This window comes from Serratia sp. (in: enterobacteria), from assembly GCF_046715635.1.
Classification (GTDB): Bacteria; Pseudomonadota; Gammaproteobacteria; order Enterobacterales; family Enterobacteriaceae; genus Chania.
Genome location: NZ_JBKJYW010000192.1, coordinates 1 through 14,494 on the forward strand (window position 1 = coordinate 1; position 14,494 = coordinate 14,494).

The 14,494-nt window shown below is 53.8% G+C and carries 15 protein-coding genes and 1 other RNA gene; 9 read left to right on the forward strand and 7 right to left on the reverse strand.

What is annotated here, in order from left to right; all coding sequences use genetic code 11:
- Positions 1-67 precede the first annotated feature (67 nt).
- From acrB to ykgO, 3 genes are all read left to right on the forward strand, one after another.
- A complete protein-coding gene (gene acrB / locus ACLQ7H_RS09445) occupies positions 68-3,214 on the forward strand; it encodes a multidrug efflux RND transporter permease subunit AcrB (protein ID WP_411752436.1) in 3,147 nt (1,048 codons plus the stop codon).
- Between the two features lie 159 nt (positions 3,215-3,373).
- Positions 3,374-3,631: a type B 50S ribosomal protein L31 gene (locus ACLQ7H_RS09450; protein WP_411752437.1), complete on the forward strand. Its 258-nt coding sequence runs from the start codon at positions 3,374-3,376 to the stop codon at positions 3,629-3,631.
- Positions 3,632-3,643: 12 nt separating this feature from the next.
- On the forward strand, positions 3,644-3,784 hold the full coding sequence (gene ykgO, locus ACLQ7H_RS09455; RefSeq protein ID WP_021805462.1) for a type B 50S ribosomal protein L36: 141 nt from the start codon (positions 3,644-3,646) through the stop codon (positions 3,782-3,784).
- Positions 3,785-3,885: 101 nt separating this feature from the next.
- On the opposite strand, the gene ACLQ7H_RS09460 is transcribed toward ykgO, so the two are convergent.
- Genes ACLQ7H_RS09460 through ACLQ7H_RS09470 form a run of 3 tightly spaced genes read right to left on the reverse strand, consistent with a single transcriptional unit; the run spans position 3,886 to position 6,339 of the window.
- A complete protein-coding gene (locus tag ACLQ7H_RS09460; protein ID WP_411752438.1) occupies positions 3,886-4,764 on the reverse strand; it encodes a metal ABC transporter substrate-binding protein in 879 nt (292 codons plus the stop codon).
- A 25-nt stretch (positions 4,765-4,789) separates the two neighbouring features.
- Positions 4,790-5,647, reverse strand: a complete 858-nt coding sequence (locus tag ACLQ7H_RS09465; protein WP_411752439.1) for a metal ABC transporter permease — start codon at positions 5,645-5,647, stop codon at positions 4,790-4,792.
- Positions 5,647-6,339, reverse strand: a complete 693-nt coding sequence (locus tag ACLQ7H_RS09470; RefSeq protein ID WP_411752440.1) for a metal ABC transporter ATP-binding protein — start codon at positions 6,337-6,339, stop codon at positions 5,647-5,649. Before ACLQ7H_RS09470 ends, ACLQ7H_RS09465 begins: the two co-directional genes overlap by 1 nt.
- 380 nt (positions 6,340-6,719) lie before the next feature.
- Between ACLQ7H_RS09470 and ACLQ7H_RS09475 the strand changes: the two genes are divergently transcribed.
- The 3 genes from ACLQ7H_RS09475 to ACLQ7H_RS09485 all read left to right on the forward strand — a co-directional run bounded on the left by ACLQ7H_RS09475 (position 6,720) and on the right by ACLQ7H_RS09485 (position 7,853).
- Positions 6,720-7,073, forward strand: coding sequence for a hypothetical protein (locus ACLQ7H_RS09475; RefSeq protein WP_411752446.1), 354 nt, complete (start codon positions 6,720-6,722; stop codon positions 7,071-7,073).
- Between the two features lie 157 nt (positions 7,074-7,230).
- Positions 7,231-7,599, forward strand: coding sequence for an Hha toxicity modulator TomB (tomB, locus tag ACLQ7H_RS09480; protein ID WP_025120365.1), 369 nt, complete (start codon positions 7,231-7,233; stop codon positions 7,597-7,599).
- A gap of 50 nt (positions 7,600-7,649) precedes the next feature.
- On the forward strand, positions 7,650-7,853 hold the full coding sequence (locus ACLQ7H_RS09485) for an HHA domain-containing protein (RefSeq protein WP_021180142.1): 204 nt from the start codon (positions 7,650-7,652) through the stop codon (positions 7,851-7,853).
- 75 nt (positions 7,854-7,928) lie between these two features.
- Here the strand turns inward: ACLQ7H_RS09485 and ACLQ7H_RS09490 are convergent, their stop codons facing one another.
- Complete coding sequence (locus ACLQ7H_RS09490) at positions 7,929-8,861, reverse strand: LysR family transcriptional regulator (protein WP_411752441.1); 933 nt, start codon at positions 8,859-8,861, stop codon at positions 7,929-7,931.
- Positions 8,862-8,997: 136 nt separating this feature from the next.
- Between ACLQ7H_RS09490 and ACLQ7H_RS09495 the strand changes: the two genes are divergently transcribed.
- A complete protein-coding gene (locus tag ACLQ7H_RS09495) occupies positions 8,998-10,785 on the forward strand; it encodes an adenine deaminase (protein WP_411752442.1) in 1,788 nt (595 codons plus the stop codon).
- A gap of 69 nt (positions 10,786-10,854) precedes the next feature.
- Here the strand turns inward: ACLQ7H_RS09495 and ffs are convergent.
- Positions 10,855-10,951: signal recognition particle sRNA small type (gene ffs / locus ACLQ7H_RS09500), an RNA gene on the reverse strand.
- A 228-nt stretch (positions 10,952-11,179) separates the two neighbouring features.
- Here ffs and ACLQ7H_RS09505 point away from each other — a divergent pair.
- On the forward strand, positions 11,180-11,494 hold the full coding sequence (locus ACLQ7H_RS09505; RefSeq protein ID WP_411752443.1) for an MGMT family protein: 315 nt from the start codon (positions 11,180-11,182) through the stop codon (positions 11,492-11,494).
- 53 nt (positions 11,495-11,547) lie between these two features.
- On the opposite strand, the gene ACLQ7H_RS09510 is transcribed toward ACLQ7H_RS09505, so the two are convergent.
- Positions 11,548-12,036 (reverse strand): YbaY family lipoprotein, encoded by a 489-nt coding sequence (locus ACLQ7H_RS09510; RefSeq protein ID WP_411752444.1) that lies wholly within the window; start codon positions 12,034-12,036, stop codon positions 11,548-11,550.
- Between the two features lie 233 nt (positions 12,037-12,269).
- Here ACLQ7H_RS09510 and tesB point away from each other — a divergent pair, with 233 nt between their 5' ends.
- Complete coding sequence (gene tesB, locus ACLQ7H_RS09515) at positions 12,270-13,133, forward strand: acyl-CoA thioesterase II (RefSeq protein WP_411752445.1); 864 nt, start codon at positions 12,270-12,272, stop codon at positions 13,131-13,133.
- Positions 13,134-13,185: 52 nt separating this feature from the next.
- On the opposite strand, the gene amtB is transcribed toward tesB, so the two are convergent.
- On the reverse strand, positions 13,186-14,472 hold the full coding sequence (gene amtB, locus ACLQ7H_RS09520; protein ID WP_037412000.1) for an ammonium transporter AmtB: 1,287 nt from the start codon (positions 14,470-14,472) through the stop codon (positions 13,186-13,188).
- Between the last annotated feature and the right edge of the window lie 22 nt (positions 14,473-14,494).

The following is a 14,494-nucleotide window of genomic DNA, read 5'->3' on the forward strand; positions in this document are numbered from 1 at the left end:
CTGATAGCAGCAAGCCGCAGACTGCGTCTGAACCCGAGAAGAAGTCATAAAAAGGAGCCGGTAATACATGGCTAAGTTCTTTATAGATCGCCCCATATTTGCATGGGTAATCGCCATCATCATCATGTTGGCGGGCATCTTGTCGATCATGAAGCTGCCTATTGCGCAATATCCTACCATTGCGCCACCAGCAGTCACGATCTCCGCCAACTACCCGGGCGCTGACGCCAAAACGGTGCAGGATACCGTGACGCAGGTTATCGAACAGAATATGAACGGTATCGATAACCTGCTGTATATGTCCTCCAACAGCGACTCGTCCGGTAACGTCCAGATTACGTTGACCTTCAACTCTGGTACTGACCCTGATATTGCTCAGGTACAGGTACAGAACAAGCTGCAGTTGGCAATGCCGCTGCTGCCACAGGAAGTACAGCAACAAGGCGTCAGCGTTGAGAAATCAAGCAGCAGCTTCCTGATGGTAGCGGGCTTTATTTCCGAAGACGGCAGTATGACGCAGGAAGATATCGCGGACTACGTAGGTTCCAACATCAAGGACCCTATCAGCCGTACCTCTGGTGTGGGTGACGTGCAGCTGTTTGGTTCCCAGTACGCGATGCGTATCTGGCTCGATCCCAACAAACTGAACAACTATCAACTGACCCCGGGCGATGTTATCGCTGCGATCAAAGTTCAGAACAACCAGGTTGCTGCAGGCCAGCTCGGCGGGACTCCACCGGTGAAAGGCCAGCAGTTGAACGCCTCGATCATCGCGCAAACCCGTCTGACCTCGCCGGAAGAATTCAGCAAGATCCAGCTGAAAGTCAACCCGGACGGTTCGCAGGTACGCCTGAGAGATGTGGCCAGGGTTGAACTGGGTGGTGAGAGCTACAACGTCATTGCTCGTTATAACGGTAAGCCTGCGGCCGGTATCGGTATCAAACTGGCAACCGGTGCCAACGCCCTGAATACGGCTTCAGAAGTCAAGGCAGAACTGGCCAAACTGGAACCGTTCTTCCCTGCAAGTCTGAAAGTTGTTTACCCTTATGACACCACACCATTCGTTAAGATTTCCATTAACGAAGTGGTAAAAACCCTGATCGAAGCGATCATCCTGGTATTCCTGGTGATGTATCTGTTCCTGCAGAACTTCCGCGCTACGCTGATCCCAACGATCGCCGTGCCAGTGGTATTGCTGGGGACGTTCGCCATCCTGGCTGTGTTTGGCTTCTCGATCAACACCCTGACGATGTTCGGCATGGTGCTGGCGATAGGCCTACTGGTGGATGACGCCATCGTGGTGGTAGAAAACGTTGAGCGTGTCATGGCCGAAGAAGGCCTGCCGCCAAAAGAAGCCACCAAGAAATCGATGGAACAGATCCAGGGCGCATTGGTGGGTATCGCCATGGTGCTGTCAGCGGTATTTATCCCAATGGCCTTCTTCGGTGGGTCAACCGGGGCAATCTATCGCCAGTTCTCAATTACCATCGTTTCCGCCATGGTGTTGTCCGTCTTGGTGGCGTTGATCCTGACGCCTGCGCTATGTGCCACCATGCTCAAACCGATCCCGAAAGGCGATCACGGCATCAAGACCGGCTTCTTCGGCTGGTTCAACCGCCTGTTTGACAAGAGCACCCACCACTATACCGACAGCGTAGCGAACATTCTGCGTAGCACCGGTCGTTATCTGGTGATCTACCTGCTGATCGTGGTTGGTATGGCGGTACTGTTCATGCGCTTACCTTCCTCATTCCTGCCGGACGAAGACCAGGGTATCCTGTTGACCATGGTACAAATGCCAGCGGGTGCCACTCAGGAACGCACCCAGAAAGTCCTGGACGAAGTTAACCGCTACTACCACGAGAAAGAAGGCGACAACATTAACTCGGTGTTTACCGTTAATGGCTTCGGCTTCAGCGGCCAGGGCCAGAACACCGGTTTGGCGTTTGTCAGCCTGAAAGACTGGTCTGAACGTAAAGGTGAAGAGAACAAGGTACCGGCCATTGCAGGGCGTGCTATGGGGGCTTTCTCGCAGATTAAAGACGGTTTGGTATTCGCCTTTAACCTGCCAGCGATTGTGGAACTGGGTACTGCGACCGGCTTTGACTTCCAGCTGATCGATCAGGCTAACCTGGGTCACGAAAAACTGACAGCAGCACGTAACCAGCTGTTGGGCATGGCAGCAGAGCATTCTGATTTGCTGGTCGGCATGCGCCCGAACGGTCTGGAGGACACACCTCAGTTCAAACTGATCATCGATCAGGAGAAAGCACAGACGCTGGGTGTATCCCTGAGCGATATTAATACCACCATCGGCACCGCGCTGGGCGGCTCCTATGTGAACGACTTTATCGACCGTGGTCGTGTGAAGAAGGTTTACGTACAGGCTGAAGCCCCGTTCCGTATGCTGCCGGAAGATATTAATAACTGGTTTGTTCGTGGCAGCACCGGGCAGATGGTACCGTTCTCCTCCTTCGCTACGGCGAAATGGGAATTTGGTTCACCGCGTCTGGAACGTTACAACGGCCTGCCATCGATGGAAATCCTCGGCCAGGCAGCACCGGGTAAGAGTACCGGTGAAGCGATGGACTTGATGGAACAACTGGCGGCGAAACTGCCAAACGGCGTGGGCTATGACTGGACCGGCATGTCCTATCAGGAACGCCTGTCCGGTAACCAGGCTCCGTCACTGTATGCCATCTCACTGATCGTGGTGTTCCTGTGTCTGGCTGCTCTCTATGAGAGCTGGTCGATTCCGTTCTCCGTTATGTTGGTTGTGCCACTGGGGGTCATCGGTGCCCTGTTGGCCGCGACCATGCGCGGGCTGGAAAACGACGTTTACTTCCAGGTGGGCCTGTTGACAACCATTGGGTTGTCGGCGAAGAACGCGATATTGATCGTGGAATTCGCCAAGGACCTGATGGATAAAGAAGGTAAAGGGCTGATTGAATCAACCTTGGAAGCCGTGCGTATGCGTCTGCGTCCAATCCTGATGACATCACTGGCCTTTATCCTCGGGGTTATGCCGCTGGTTATCAGCAGCGGCGCAGGCTCCGGCGCTCAGAACGCAGTAGGTACCGGCGTAATGGGCGGGATGGTGACAGCGACCGTCTTGGCCATCTTCTTTGTACCGGTGTTCTTCGTGGTGGTTCGCCGCCGCTTCAGCAAAAAGACTGAAGATCTGGAACACACCCCACCGGTTAAGCATCACTGATGCTTTCCTGCTGACAACCAAGGCCGCGCAAGCGGCCTTTTTTATGCCTGCTATCTAGCCAATAAGCCCAACGCTGATTAACGCTATTTTGGGGGTTGATCCCGATCCCAGAGAGGTGCATAATAATTGTTATATTATAACATAACAATCGAGAGCATCATGAAAACAGGCATCCATCCAGACTACCGTACCGTGGTATTTCACGATCTCAGCGCCGATACCTTCTTCAAGGTGGGGTCGACCATCAAAACCGATCGCACTATCGAGCTTGGGGGTCAACGCTGGCCTTATGTCACCGTAGATGTCTCTTCCGCTTCGCATCCGTACTACACCGGCAAGCAGAAAGAGTTCTCAAAAGAAGGCAGTACCGCGCGTTTCCAGCAGCGGTTTGGCCATTTGGTTAACAGCAGAAAATAATCGGGGTTGATGATGCAAGTATTGAGTTCGCTGCGTTCGGCGAAGGGTCGCCATCCGGATTGCAAAGTTGTGCGCCGTCATGGCCGCGTCTTTGTGATTTGTAAGTCCAACCCGCGTTATAAAGCGGTACAGGGACGTAAGAAGAAACGTTAAGCCAAAGTATCATTGGTAGCCAAAGCCCCGTTGCTGCTCAACGGGGCTTTTTTATTGCCACGGCAAAGAGAAAAACCCACCGCACGCGGTGGGGATAAAACCTACTTCATGCTGCCAACAATGGTCTCGACATTGTGTTTGAACGCCTGAACATAGCTGGCCCCCGGGCCTTGCGGCTTGGATAGTGCCTCAGGATACAACTCGCCTCCCGCTTTCGCCCCCGTTGCCGCCGCGATCTGCTGCACCAAGCGCGGATCCGTTTGGTTCTCAATAAAGTAGGTATGGACCTTTTCCTGTCTGATCTGCTTGATTAGCCCGGCGACATCGCTGGCGCTGGCCTCCGCCTCGGTAGAAAAACCGACCGGGGCAAGGAAGGTGACGCCGTACTCTTGGCCAAAATAACCGAAAGCGTCATGGCTGGTCAGCACCTTGCGCTTTTGCTGTGGCACCGCCGCGAACTGTGCTTTGGCCCAACCATCGAGTTGCTCAAGCTGTTGAATATATTCACCGCCACGTTGGCGGAAATAGGCGGCGTCTTCAGGATCCGCAGCAATCAGCGCATTCATCACGCTGGTCGCGTAATGTACGCCATTGTTCATGCTGTTCCAGGCGTGTGGATCGGTGACCTGTTTGCCCTCTTCTTCCATGCTGCGCGACTCGATCCCATCGGATGCGGTGATCACCCTCCCTTGATAACCAGAAGCCTTCACCAACCGATCGATCCAACCTTCAAGCCCCAACCCGCTGACAAACACCACGTCGGCCTGGGCCAATTGCTTGCTGTCTTGCGGCGATGGCTCAAAACTGTGCGGATCGCCATCCGGGCCAACTAGCGTGCTGACCTTCACATGTTCGCCCCCCACCTGTTTAACGATATCGCCAAGAATAGAAAAGCTGGCCACGGCCTCAACGGTTTTAGCCTGCACTAACGGGCTGGCGAGCAGAGCAGCTGCCACCAGCGTTATGGGTAAAGATTTCATGTTTTCTCCTTGCAGATAGCACTTCTCAATGACGCGCACGGCGCAACATCCCGCCACGCGTCCCAAACAAAATCGACATTAAAAACATCGCGCTGGCGCTGAGGACAATCGCCGGGCCTGCGGGCAATGAAGCGTAGTAGGACCACTCCAGACCAACCAGACTGGCGAGCAGCCCAAGCCCCATCGCTACGGCCAATGTTTGCGGCAAATCTCGCGCCCAGAACCGGGCGCAGGTTGCCGGTAACATCATCAGCCCCACCGACATCAAGGTGCCAAGGATTTGAAAACCGGCCACCAGGTTGATCACCACCAAGGCGAGCAAAAGCCCGTGGATCCACGCCAGCCAACCTGGTGCACTGACGTGTAAAAAAGTGCTGTCAAAGGATTCAATGACCAGAGCGCGATACAGTACCGCCAGTATCATCAGTGAAATACTGGCGATAATACCAACCATAACAATCGCCTGCGTATCGACCGCCAGGATCGAGCCAAACAGTACGTGCAGTAGATCAACACTTGATCCGCGCAAAGAGACCAGCGTAACGCCCAACGCCAGCGACCCCAGATAGAAACCCGCAAAGCTGGCGTCCTCTTTTAACGGGGTTTTTCGGCTCACCAGCCCGGACAGCATGGCTACGGCCAACCCGGCAATAAATCCTCCTACGCCCATTGCTACCAGCGACATGCCAGAAATCAGATAGCCGATTGCTGCACCAGGTAATACCGCATGAGAAAGCGCATCGCCCACCAGGCTCATCCGGCGCAGCAATAAAAACACCCCCAGTGGTGCAGCGCTCAAAGATATTGCCAGGCAGGCTACCAATGCCCGGCGCATAAAACCGAAAGAGACAAAAGGATCGAGCAACAGATGGAGTAGCGTCATTACATGGCCCCCCTCTGATTAGCCGCCGTCGAATAATGCACTAACACCCGCTCGGCGTTATCCCAATAGCAGCGTTCGGGGGTAAGCAACAACGCTTCTGGGAAATGGTTAGCGACGGTAGACATATCGTGCAATACAGCAATCACCGTCCTTCCCTGCCGGTGTAACTGCCCAATGACCCGCAGCAACAGCTGAGTGGTTGCCGCATCGATGCCAGTGAAGGGCTCATCCAGTAAAATCAGTGGCGCAAGCTGTACCAGCAAACGGGCAAATAGCACGCGTTGCAGCTGCCCACCGGATAGCTCCCCTACCACCTCACACGCCATTGAACTCATACCTACGGTGTCTAACGCGCCGGCAATTTGCTGCATGGAGCGCTTATTCACACCACCAAACAGGCCGCTTTGCGGCCAGCAGCCCATGGCGACCAGATCCTGAACCAGAATAGGAAATTGACGATCCAACTCAACCAGCTGTGGCAAATAGGCCATCGCCGGAGCCTTTACGCCCGTAAAACTCAACTTGCCGCCTAGCAGCGGGTGCAACCCGGCCAACGACTTTAACAACGTAGATTTACCGGCACCGTTAACGCCGATCACTGCCGTTAATGAACCTGCGGAAAAACGACCACATAACGGTGGAAACAAAGGGGTGTGGTCATAACCCACACGGGCATTTTGCAGCGTCATCATGGCAGCGCTACCGCCCACGCAATGGCTAACCAAAGCAGGATCAGCAATACGGTAACGGCGCCGCAACGCAAAACCGCGGCTGAAGTAAACAGGGTAACGGGGAGGAAAGACAGCATGGTTATCACCAAAACAGCACGGGTAAATGTGATATTATAACATCACATAAGGTGAAAGATCTCAAGCCAGCCTAGCGTGAATAATGCAAAGGAACGTAACATTTCCCAACTATCGAGCCGATGCAACTGGGTGAACGGCAGAACTATCGAACGGTAAAAATCTCAAAGCTGGGTAAAAAAGCGTTATTCAGCGAAAAGTTTGCCCACCGAGGCTGGAAAAGGAGTAAGATAGAGGCATAGAATGTGATACAACCAGATATCCAAATGCTAGTGACGCTAAGCCATTGTTCCGAAGTAGGCACACTTTCTGTAAAACAATTAAGGAAAGTGGTCGGTAATCAATTATCTGATTTGGCACCGGCACTCACCAGCGGGCTAAGCTTTTACTCCGAGAATGCACGCTATGTGGAAGGTTCATTAGAAATCATTGAGATTAACCACATCAGTAATAGTGAGTATTCAATGAGTTACCGCTATCAGTGGTCGATTTTCAACGCATGTCTGGATATCAGTGGTGACGAATACATAAATGATTCTGTCACTTTTACCGTGACGGAAAAGGGTTTGATGTTTGAGGTTATCGACAACTCGCGTCCATCAACCGCTGACGAATTGTAAGTTTCGGTAATAGTAACAAGCTAGATGGCAAAAAATGATTTATATTAATTATGCAGAAAGTTTATTAAGCCTGAGCTAAGCTTTACAGCATATGATGTTAAGTCAATGTACTCACAGAGTGTTATCAACACCGAAATTAAGACTGACGGGGGATGATATGGATGAGTATTCGCCTAAAAGGCACGATATTGCTCAACTCAAATTCTTGTGTGAAAATTTGTACGACGAAGGCATCGCTACCTTGGGTGACAGCCATCACGGCTGGGTGAACGATCCAACGTCCGCCGTCAATCTGCAGCTTAATGAGCTGATCGAACATATTGCTTCGTTTGTAATGAGTTTTAAAATTAAATACATGGACGAAAGTGATTTATCGGAACTGGTCGAAGAGTACCTCGACGATACCTACACCCTGTTTAGCAGCTACGGTATTAATGACTCCGATTTGCGTCGCTGGCAAAAAACCAAGGCACGCACATTCAGATTGTTCTCAGGAGAGGGCGTCTGTACCACGATGAAAACTTAGGGGATAATTATCCTCAAATAATTTTATGGTTAATAAGACTAAAGGTTATCATGACAAAAATTGACTATCTGATGCGTTTGCGTAAATGCACCACGATTGAAACCCTTGAGCGCGTGATCGAGAAAAATAAGTACGAACTCTCTGACGATGAGCTAGAGCTGTTCTACTCCGCTGCCGATCATCGCCTGGCCGAACTGACTATGAACAAGCTGTACGATAAAATCCCGGTCGCCGTTTGGAAATTTGTAAGATAATCAAAGTAGCCTTGCGTTGAGCCGATAATATTATCGGCTTCAATGGCAGCTCAGATTAAGCATTATCTTAAAAATTCACGTTTGCTTGCCTCTGAGCTTGAAATCGTGCAGTAGCAACTGAAACCAGTTTTCAATTAAAGGTGAGTGATTTTGTTTTGCGCTGCGCATAAGTGCCACAGTGCGGCTAAGTAATGGCTGTTGTAATTGAATAACGGTTAATTCTTCATCATTTAAATGCGTCGTATAAAGCTGCGGTAAAATAGCTACCGCTAATTGTGACCGCACTAAACCATACAGCGTTTCCAGAAAATCGACCTGATAACGCGCCGTTAAGTTCAGACGATGGCTTTCTGCCAGTGCCGATACCAATCGACTGCTATTCCCTTTCGAAAATACCGCAATATCCCTGTTAGCCAATTGCCGCCAAGGTAGATGGTGTGGATCCGCCAAGGGATCGTCCCGGCGCATCACCGCTACAAACGGATCTTCCTGCAACGGATAGATCTCAAGCCGATCTGGTACCGAGCTGTCCAAAGCCCCAATACCGAAATCTATCTGCCCATTCTCCAACTGTAGCAGCAGGGAATCATTGGTTTGATCGTGGAATTCTATGCGTAAACGCGGGAAATGTTGCGCCAGCAGTCGCGGCACAGCGGGAAATAACAGGTTGCTCACCGAGGGAACCAAACCGATACGTAACGTACCATCTCCACCGGCCAACATGACGCGCTGCATATCATCAAAGGTAGCGTGAGCCACATTCAGTAGCCGCTGCGCATGTGGCAAGATCGCCGTGCCAAGTTCCGTCAGGGTCACCGCAGAGGCCGTTCGATTGACTAACTTCCCGCCAAGCACGGTTTCAGTTTGCCGCAGCGCACTGCTTAACGCAGGCTGGCTGATCGCCAGACGGCTGGCGGTATCGGTGAAATGCCGTAGCTGCGCCAGAGTCACAAAATACTGAATTTGCTTGAGGGAAAGCGCGGGTAACCGTCGCCATGGCTCGGACATAGCCTAACCTGCCAGGATAATAGGTAAACGTTTGCTACAGCATAAACGTTTCTTATCACACAATAAATTAAATCATCTGTGCAAAGCTTACGCCCCCGCCTACAGTAACTCCCTTACTCTTATTCCGGGGATTTTCATGACCACCTTTTCTGTCAGTAACGGTGAACGCCAACGTGCCGTACAGGCTGCGCTGGGCAATACGCCGTTTGATCTCTTGCTGACCAATGCCAACCTGATCGACATGGTCACCGGGGAAATCCGCCTGGTTGATATTGGTATTGTTGGCCCGTTGATCGCCAGTGTTCATCCTTGTGGCTCCTTGCCAACGGCACATCGAACACAAGACCTGGCAGGAGCCTACCTCAGCCCTGGTCTGATCGATACCCATGTGCACGTTGAGAGTTCCCACCTGCTGCCAGAACGCTATGCCGAGATCGTTGTCGCACAGGGCACCATCACCATCTTCTGGGATCCTCATGAATTGGCGAACGTGCTTGGCGTTGCGGGAGTGCGCTACGCGGTGGATGCCAGCCGCAACCTGCCTCTGCGGGTGATCTGCGCGGCGCCCTCCAGCGTTCCTTCGACTCCGGGGCTGGAAATGTCCGGTGCCGACTTTGGCGGCAACGAGATGGATACCATGTTAGCGTGGCCCGAAGTGGGCGGCGTGGCGGAAGTGATGGATATGCACGGCGTATTGCACGGCAGCGAACGGATGCAGGAGATCCTTAACGCCGGGCTTAACAGCGGCAAATTGATTGAAGGCCATGCGCGGGGCTTGAGCGGCCCGCAGCTGCAAGCCTATCTGGCCGCAGGCGTGACCTCCGATCATGAACTGACCTCCGCCGCCGATGCCCTGGAAAAATTACGCGCCGGGCTGACGCTGGAGATCCGAGGTTCTCATCCTTATCTATTACCTGAAATTGTTGCGGCATTAAAATCATTGCCACATTTCTCCTCCCAAATCACCCTCTGTACCGATGATGTACCACCCGATATGCTGCTGGAGAAAGGCGGCATTATCGCCCTGCTCAATCTGCTGATTGAACACGGATTACCGGCTACCGATGCGCTACGGATGGCAACGCTCAACGCCGCCATTCGCTTGCAACGTAACGATCTGGGCCTGATTGCCGCAGGAAGGATCGCCGATCTGGTCGTCTTTGACTCTCTGGAGCACCTCCAGGCCCAGCGTGTTTACGTTGCTGGCCAGTGTCTGGCAGAACAGGGCAAAATGCTGGCTCCAGTGCAAGCCACGCCAGGCGTATCCGCACCGCGTGACACACTCCACCTAGCGCCATTGACCGCAGATGATTTCATCATGCGGGTGGCTACCATTCATCATGGCCAGGCCACGTTGCGCCATATCAAAGGTGCACGTTTCACCCAATGGAATGAAACCACGGTAGAAGTCCGCGACGGCAAGGTACAGCTCCCGCCGGGGTTCAGTCTGATCTGGGTACAGCATCGCCACGCCCGGCACCCGGCCAAGCCTCAGTTGGCATTACTGGAAGGTTGGGGTGAATTACGGGGGGCGATTGCCACCAGCTACTCTCATGATTCGCATAACCTGGTAGTGCTGGGCCGCGATCCTCATGACATGGCGCTGGCCGCCAACGCGCTGATCGCCACCGGCGGCGGCATGGCCCTTAGCCAGAACGGTGAAATCTTGGCGCAGGTGGCTATGCCGATCGCCGGTATGCTTTCCGATCTCCCCGCCGCACAGCTGGCGCAGCAGTTTAAAAACCTGCGCGATCTGAGTGCCAAGGTTGCAGACTGGGAACCGCCCTATCGAGTGTTCAAAGCGATTGAAGGCACCTGCCTGGCATGTAATGCCGGACCGCATCTGACGGATCTGGGCCTGACAGACGGCACAACGCGCCAGATCGTCGATCCGTTGGTTGCCTGCTGGGAAACCCCGGCATAAGCCTCATATAGGTAAGGCATCGGCGGCTTGTCGGTGCTTTTTAGGGGGGGAACTAGAAATTGGTGGGGACCCTGCCAGCTACATCCCGGCACACACGTCACTCGCTACGGCTGCTTCCTTCCGGATCTGACCGAGTTCACCAGTTAGTGTTGCGGGAGAACCAACAGGGCCCCCATTGACGGCTTCTTGAATTGCGAAGCGGTGGGCATTATCGGTGATGGCTAAGCAAATAGCAAGCCAGCCGGGAGCAACCGCTGTTTTCTTACCCATCTCGCCTGTGGCACACTGGTTAATATTGATGACCCAGTGGAGATATTGCTCAATGGGTAGGGACGCCACATTGCGCCCGTTTTGCCCATGCGGCGTTTCCACACATCACACAGGATAAACAACCATGCAACCAGAAGACGCTACCTTCAGCCAGCGCGTATTCCATATCGTGGCTGCCATTCCTCCTGGCAAGGTCACCACCTACGGAGAAGTTGCGCGGCTGGCAGGTTCACCCCGTGCGGCACGTCAGGTTGGCGGCGTATTACGGCGTTTGCCAGAGGGCAGCACCCTGCCCTGGCACCGGGTCATTAACCGCCACGGGCAGATCTCGCAGCAAGGCGAAGATTTTCAGCGCCAACGGCAGGCGTTGCTGGCAGAGGGAGTTATTTTCGGCCCGCAGAGCACGGTTGATTTTGAACTGTATGGCTGGCACTGGTAAGAAAACAGCCTTTGGCCAAAGGCACAAAGGCTGTTAGATGCCGCCATTGCTGCTTACGGAGCAGGCGTCGTTGCGGCCTGAAGCGGAACGTTTTGTACCGGAACCAACAGCAGATCGGCCTGAGTCCCGTTACGGTTGATCACTTCCTGAATGGTGTCAGTGATGAACATCAGCTGGCCATTCACCGTAATTGCCGCGCTCAGGATGATACGCGCATTAGGCTGAATGTCCGCTGGGTTGTACGGCAGAGTAAAGCGGAACGGGCTCTGCAGACCTTCGGTACGCATCGCACGCTGTGAAATCACTCGCGAAGGAGCATCAGCAAGTGAAGCATCGGACAAGGTCACGGTCAATACCGCATCCGGTGGCAGCGCGATACGCTGGCGAATATTGACTGAGCCTTGCACCGTCGGGCCTTGGATCTGCGTTTGCGAGGCCGCAGCGTTAGCCGTCTGCGTTGGCACATCCGCATTTTTGTGGGCACAGCCTGCCAGTGTGATCGTCAATGCGGCTGCTCCCCCTACCATTTGCCAGAGTTTCATGGGTCGCTCTCCTTTATTATTAGTCACATGTTGGTGGCTTAAACCACTACACTCATTAAACCTAGCACAAAATACTAGCAACCGCCTATCAGACTTAGCCTAAATACCCCTAAGATCGGATAACTCCCCCTTGGCTGCGGCAGCTTCCCCCGCAGAAATAACGCAATATATTGACGTCCTGCCATCATATTCAGCACACTGCGCAACATGATGACTAAAAGGATCGCCACTTTATGAGCCAGGCACTGCACAACCTCCTCGAACTGCTGGATTTGGAAAAAATTGAAGAAGGTTTATTTCGTGGCCAAAGCGAAGATCTGGGATTACGCCAGGTCTTTGGCGGTCAGGTGGTCGGCCAGGCGCTGTATGCCGCCAAGCAAACCGTTCCTGCGGAGCGTATCGTTCACTCCTTCCACAGCTATTTCCTGCGCCCAGGGGATAGCAGTAAGCCGATTGTTTATGACGTAGAAACCCTGCGCGATGGCAATAGCTTCAGCGCACGCCGCGTCAGCGCCATTCAAAATGGCAAACCCATTTTCTATATGACGGCCTCTTTCCAAAGCCCCGAGCAGGGTTTTGAACATCAAAACACCATGCCGGATGTCCCACCGCCGGAAGGATTGATGTCAGAGTCAGAAATTGCACACAAGCTGGCGCATATGCTGCCAGAAAAAGTGCGCGACAAGTTTATTGGCCCGAAGCCAATCGAAATGCGCCCGGTGAAATTCCACAACCCGTTACAGGGCAGCGTGGAAGAACCTTATCGCCACGTCTGGTTCCGTGCCAACGGCACCATGCCGGACGACCTGCGGATCCATCAGTATCTGCTTGGCTACGCCTCTGACTTCCACTTCCTGCTGACGGCGCTACAGCCGCATGGCGTCGGTTTCCTCGAACCGGGCATGCAGGTGGCTACCATTGACCATTCCATGTGGTTCCACCGCCCGTTCCGCATGGACGACTGGCTGCTGTATGCGGTAGAAAGTACCTCAGCCTCCGGGGCACGTGGCTTTGTGCGCGGCCAGTTCTACACCCGCGACGGTGTACTGGTGGCTACGACGGTGCAAGAAGGCGTGATCCGCAAGCGTGATGTTTAAATGAAAAAGGGGCGATGTTTCCATCGCCCCTCTGTGTTTAATTCAGCGTATTTTACTGGTTATAAGCATTCTCGCCGTGGCTGTTCACATCCAGACCTTCGCGTTCCTGCTCTTCCGGTACGCGTAGCCCCACCACGGCCCCGGCTACCTTAAAGGCGATAAACGCGGCCACACTTGACCACACCAGCGTCACAACTACGCTCAACAACTGGATCCACACCTGATGCCCCATGGTGACGCCAGCGGCGTAGCCCGTTCCGCCCAGTGATGAGGCAGTAAAGACGCCGGTCAACAGACAGCCAACGATACCGCACACCCCATGCACACCAAACACATCGCAGGTATCATCCACTTTCAGCCATTTCTTCAGCGTAACCACGCCCCACAGGCCAGCCACGCCGCCTACCAATCCGATAATCAGCGCACCACCCACACCTACGGTACCCGCCGCTGGCGTAATCGCAACCAGACCGGCGATACAGCCCGAACAGGCTCCCAGCAGAGAAGGTTTACCGCGCACTACCCACTCGGCGAAGGTCCAGGAGAGGATCGCACCGGCAGTAGCAATCACCGTGTTGAGGAACGCCAGCGCCGCAATACCGTTAGCCGCACTGGCCGAACCGGCGTTGAAGCCAAACCAGCCGATATACAGGATCGAGGCACCGGTAAACACCATCGGCAGGTTGTGTGGCTTGAAGGCCTCTTTGCCATAGCCAGCACGTTTCCCCAACAGATAAGCCCCCACCAGACCCGCGCTGGCCGCATTGATGTGCACCACGGTACCGCCCGCAAAGTCCAGCGCGCCGTCAGCAGCCAGGAAACCACCGCCCCAAACCATATGCGCAATCGGCAGGTAGGAAATCGTGAACCAGATGGCCGCAAAAATCACCACCGCAGAGAAGCGGATGCGTTCGGCAAAGCCGCCCACCACCAGCGCCACGGTAATACAGGCAAAGGAGCACTGGAACGCGACGTGGATCATCTGGCTAAAGGTGCCAGTCAGGCTATCTATCCCGATCCCTTTTAGCATCACCGTCTGGAAACCACCGAAGAAGGCATTGCCTTCGCTGAACGCCAGGCTGTAGCCGTAAATGACCCACAGCACGCACACCAGGGCAAAGGTGACGGTCACCTGAGTCAACATGGAGAGGACGTTCTTCGAGCGCAGCAGGCCGCCGTAAAACAGCGCCACGCCCGGTAAGGTCATAAACAGCACCAGCGCGGTGCAAATCATCATAAAGGCGTTGTCCGCCTTGTCTGCCACCGCCGGAGCGGCCAGTGCCAAAGAAGGAACCAGGGTTACCAAACTCAGGCCCAACGTGGATAACAGTCTTTTCATTATCAATCCATCCCCATTCAGT

Excerpts from the sequence above, each read along its gene's own strand:
- ACLQ7H_RS09485 (WP_021180142.1), top strand. The coding sequence starts at position 7,650 with ATGACAAAAATTGACTATCTGATGCGTTTGCGTAAATGCACCACGATT.
- ykgO (WP_021805462.1), top strand. The coding sequence starts at position 3,644 with ATGCAAGTATTGAGTTCGCTGCGTTCGGCGAAGGGTCGCCATCCGGAT.
- acrB (WP_411752436.1), top strand. The coding sequence starts at position 68 with ATGGCTAAGTTCTTTATAGATCGCCCCATATTTGCATGGGTAATCGCC.
- tesB (WP_411752445.1), top strand. The coding sequence starts at position 12,270 with ATGAGCCAGGCACTGCACAACCTCCTCGAACTGCTGGATTTGGAAAAA.
- ACLQ7H_RS09490 (WP_411752441.1), bottom strand. The coding sequence starts at position 8,861 with ATGTCCGAGCCATGGCGACGGTTACCCGCGCTTTCCCTCAAGCAAATT.
- ACLQ7H_RS09510 (WP_411752444.1), bottom strand. The coding sequence starts at position 12,036 with ATGAAACTCTGGCAAATGGTAGGGGGAGCAGCCGCATTGACGATCACA.
- ACLQ7H_RS09465 (WP_411752439.1), bottom strand. The coding sequence starts at position 5,647 with ATGACGCTACTCCATCTGTTGCTCGATCCTTTTGTCTCTTTCGGTTTT.
- ACLQ7H_RS09460 (WP_411752438.1), bottom strand. The coding sequence starts at position 4,764 with ATGAAATCTTTACCCATAACGCTGGTGGCAGCTGCTCTGCTCGCCAGC.
- ACLQ7H_RS09470 (WP_411752440.1), bottom strand. The coding sequence starts at position 6,339 with ATGATGACGCTGCAAAATGCCCGTGTGGGTTATGACCACACCCCTTTG.
- ACLQ7H_RS09450 (WP_411752437.1), top strand. The coding sequence starts at position 3,374 with ATGAAAACAGGCATCCATCCAGACTACCGTACCGTGGTATTTCACGAT.
- tomB (WP_025120365.1), top strand. The coding sequence starts at position 7,231 with ATGGATGAGTATTCGCCTAAAAGGCACGATATTGCTCAACTCAAATTC.
- amtB (WP_037412000.1), bottom strand. The coding sequence starts at position 14,472 with ATGAAAAGACTGTTATCCACGTTGGGCCTGAGTTTGGTAACCCTGGTT.
- ACLQ7H_RS09505 (WP_411752443.1), top strand. The coding sequence starts at position 11,180 with ATGCAACCAGAAGACGCTACCTTCAGCCAGCGCGTATTCCATATCGTG.
- ACLQ7H_RS09475 (WP_411752446.1), top strand. The coding sequence starts at position 6,720 with ATGCTAGTGACGCTAAGCCATTGTTCCGAAGTAGGCACACTTTCTGTA.
- ACLQ7H_RS09495 (WP_411752442.1), top strand. The coding sequence starts at position 8,998 with ATGACCACCTTTTCTGTCAGTAACGGTGAACGCCAACGTGCCGTACAG.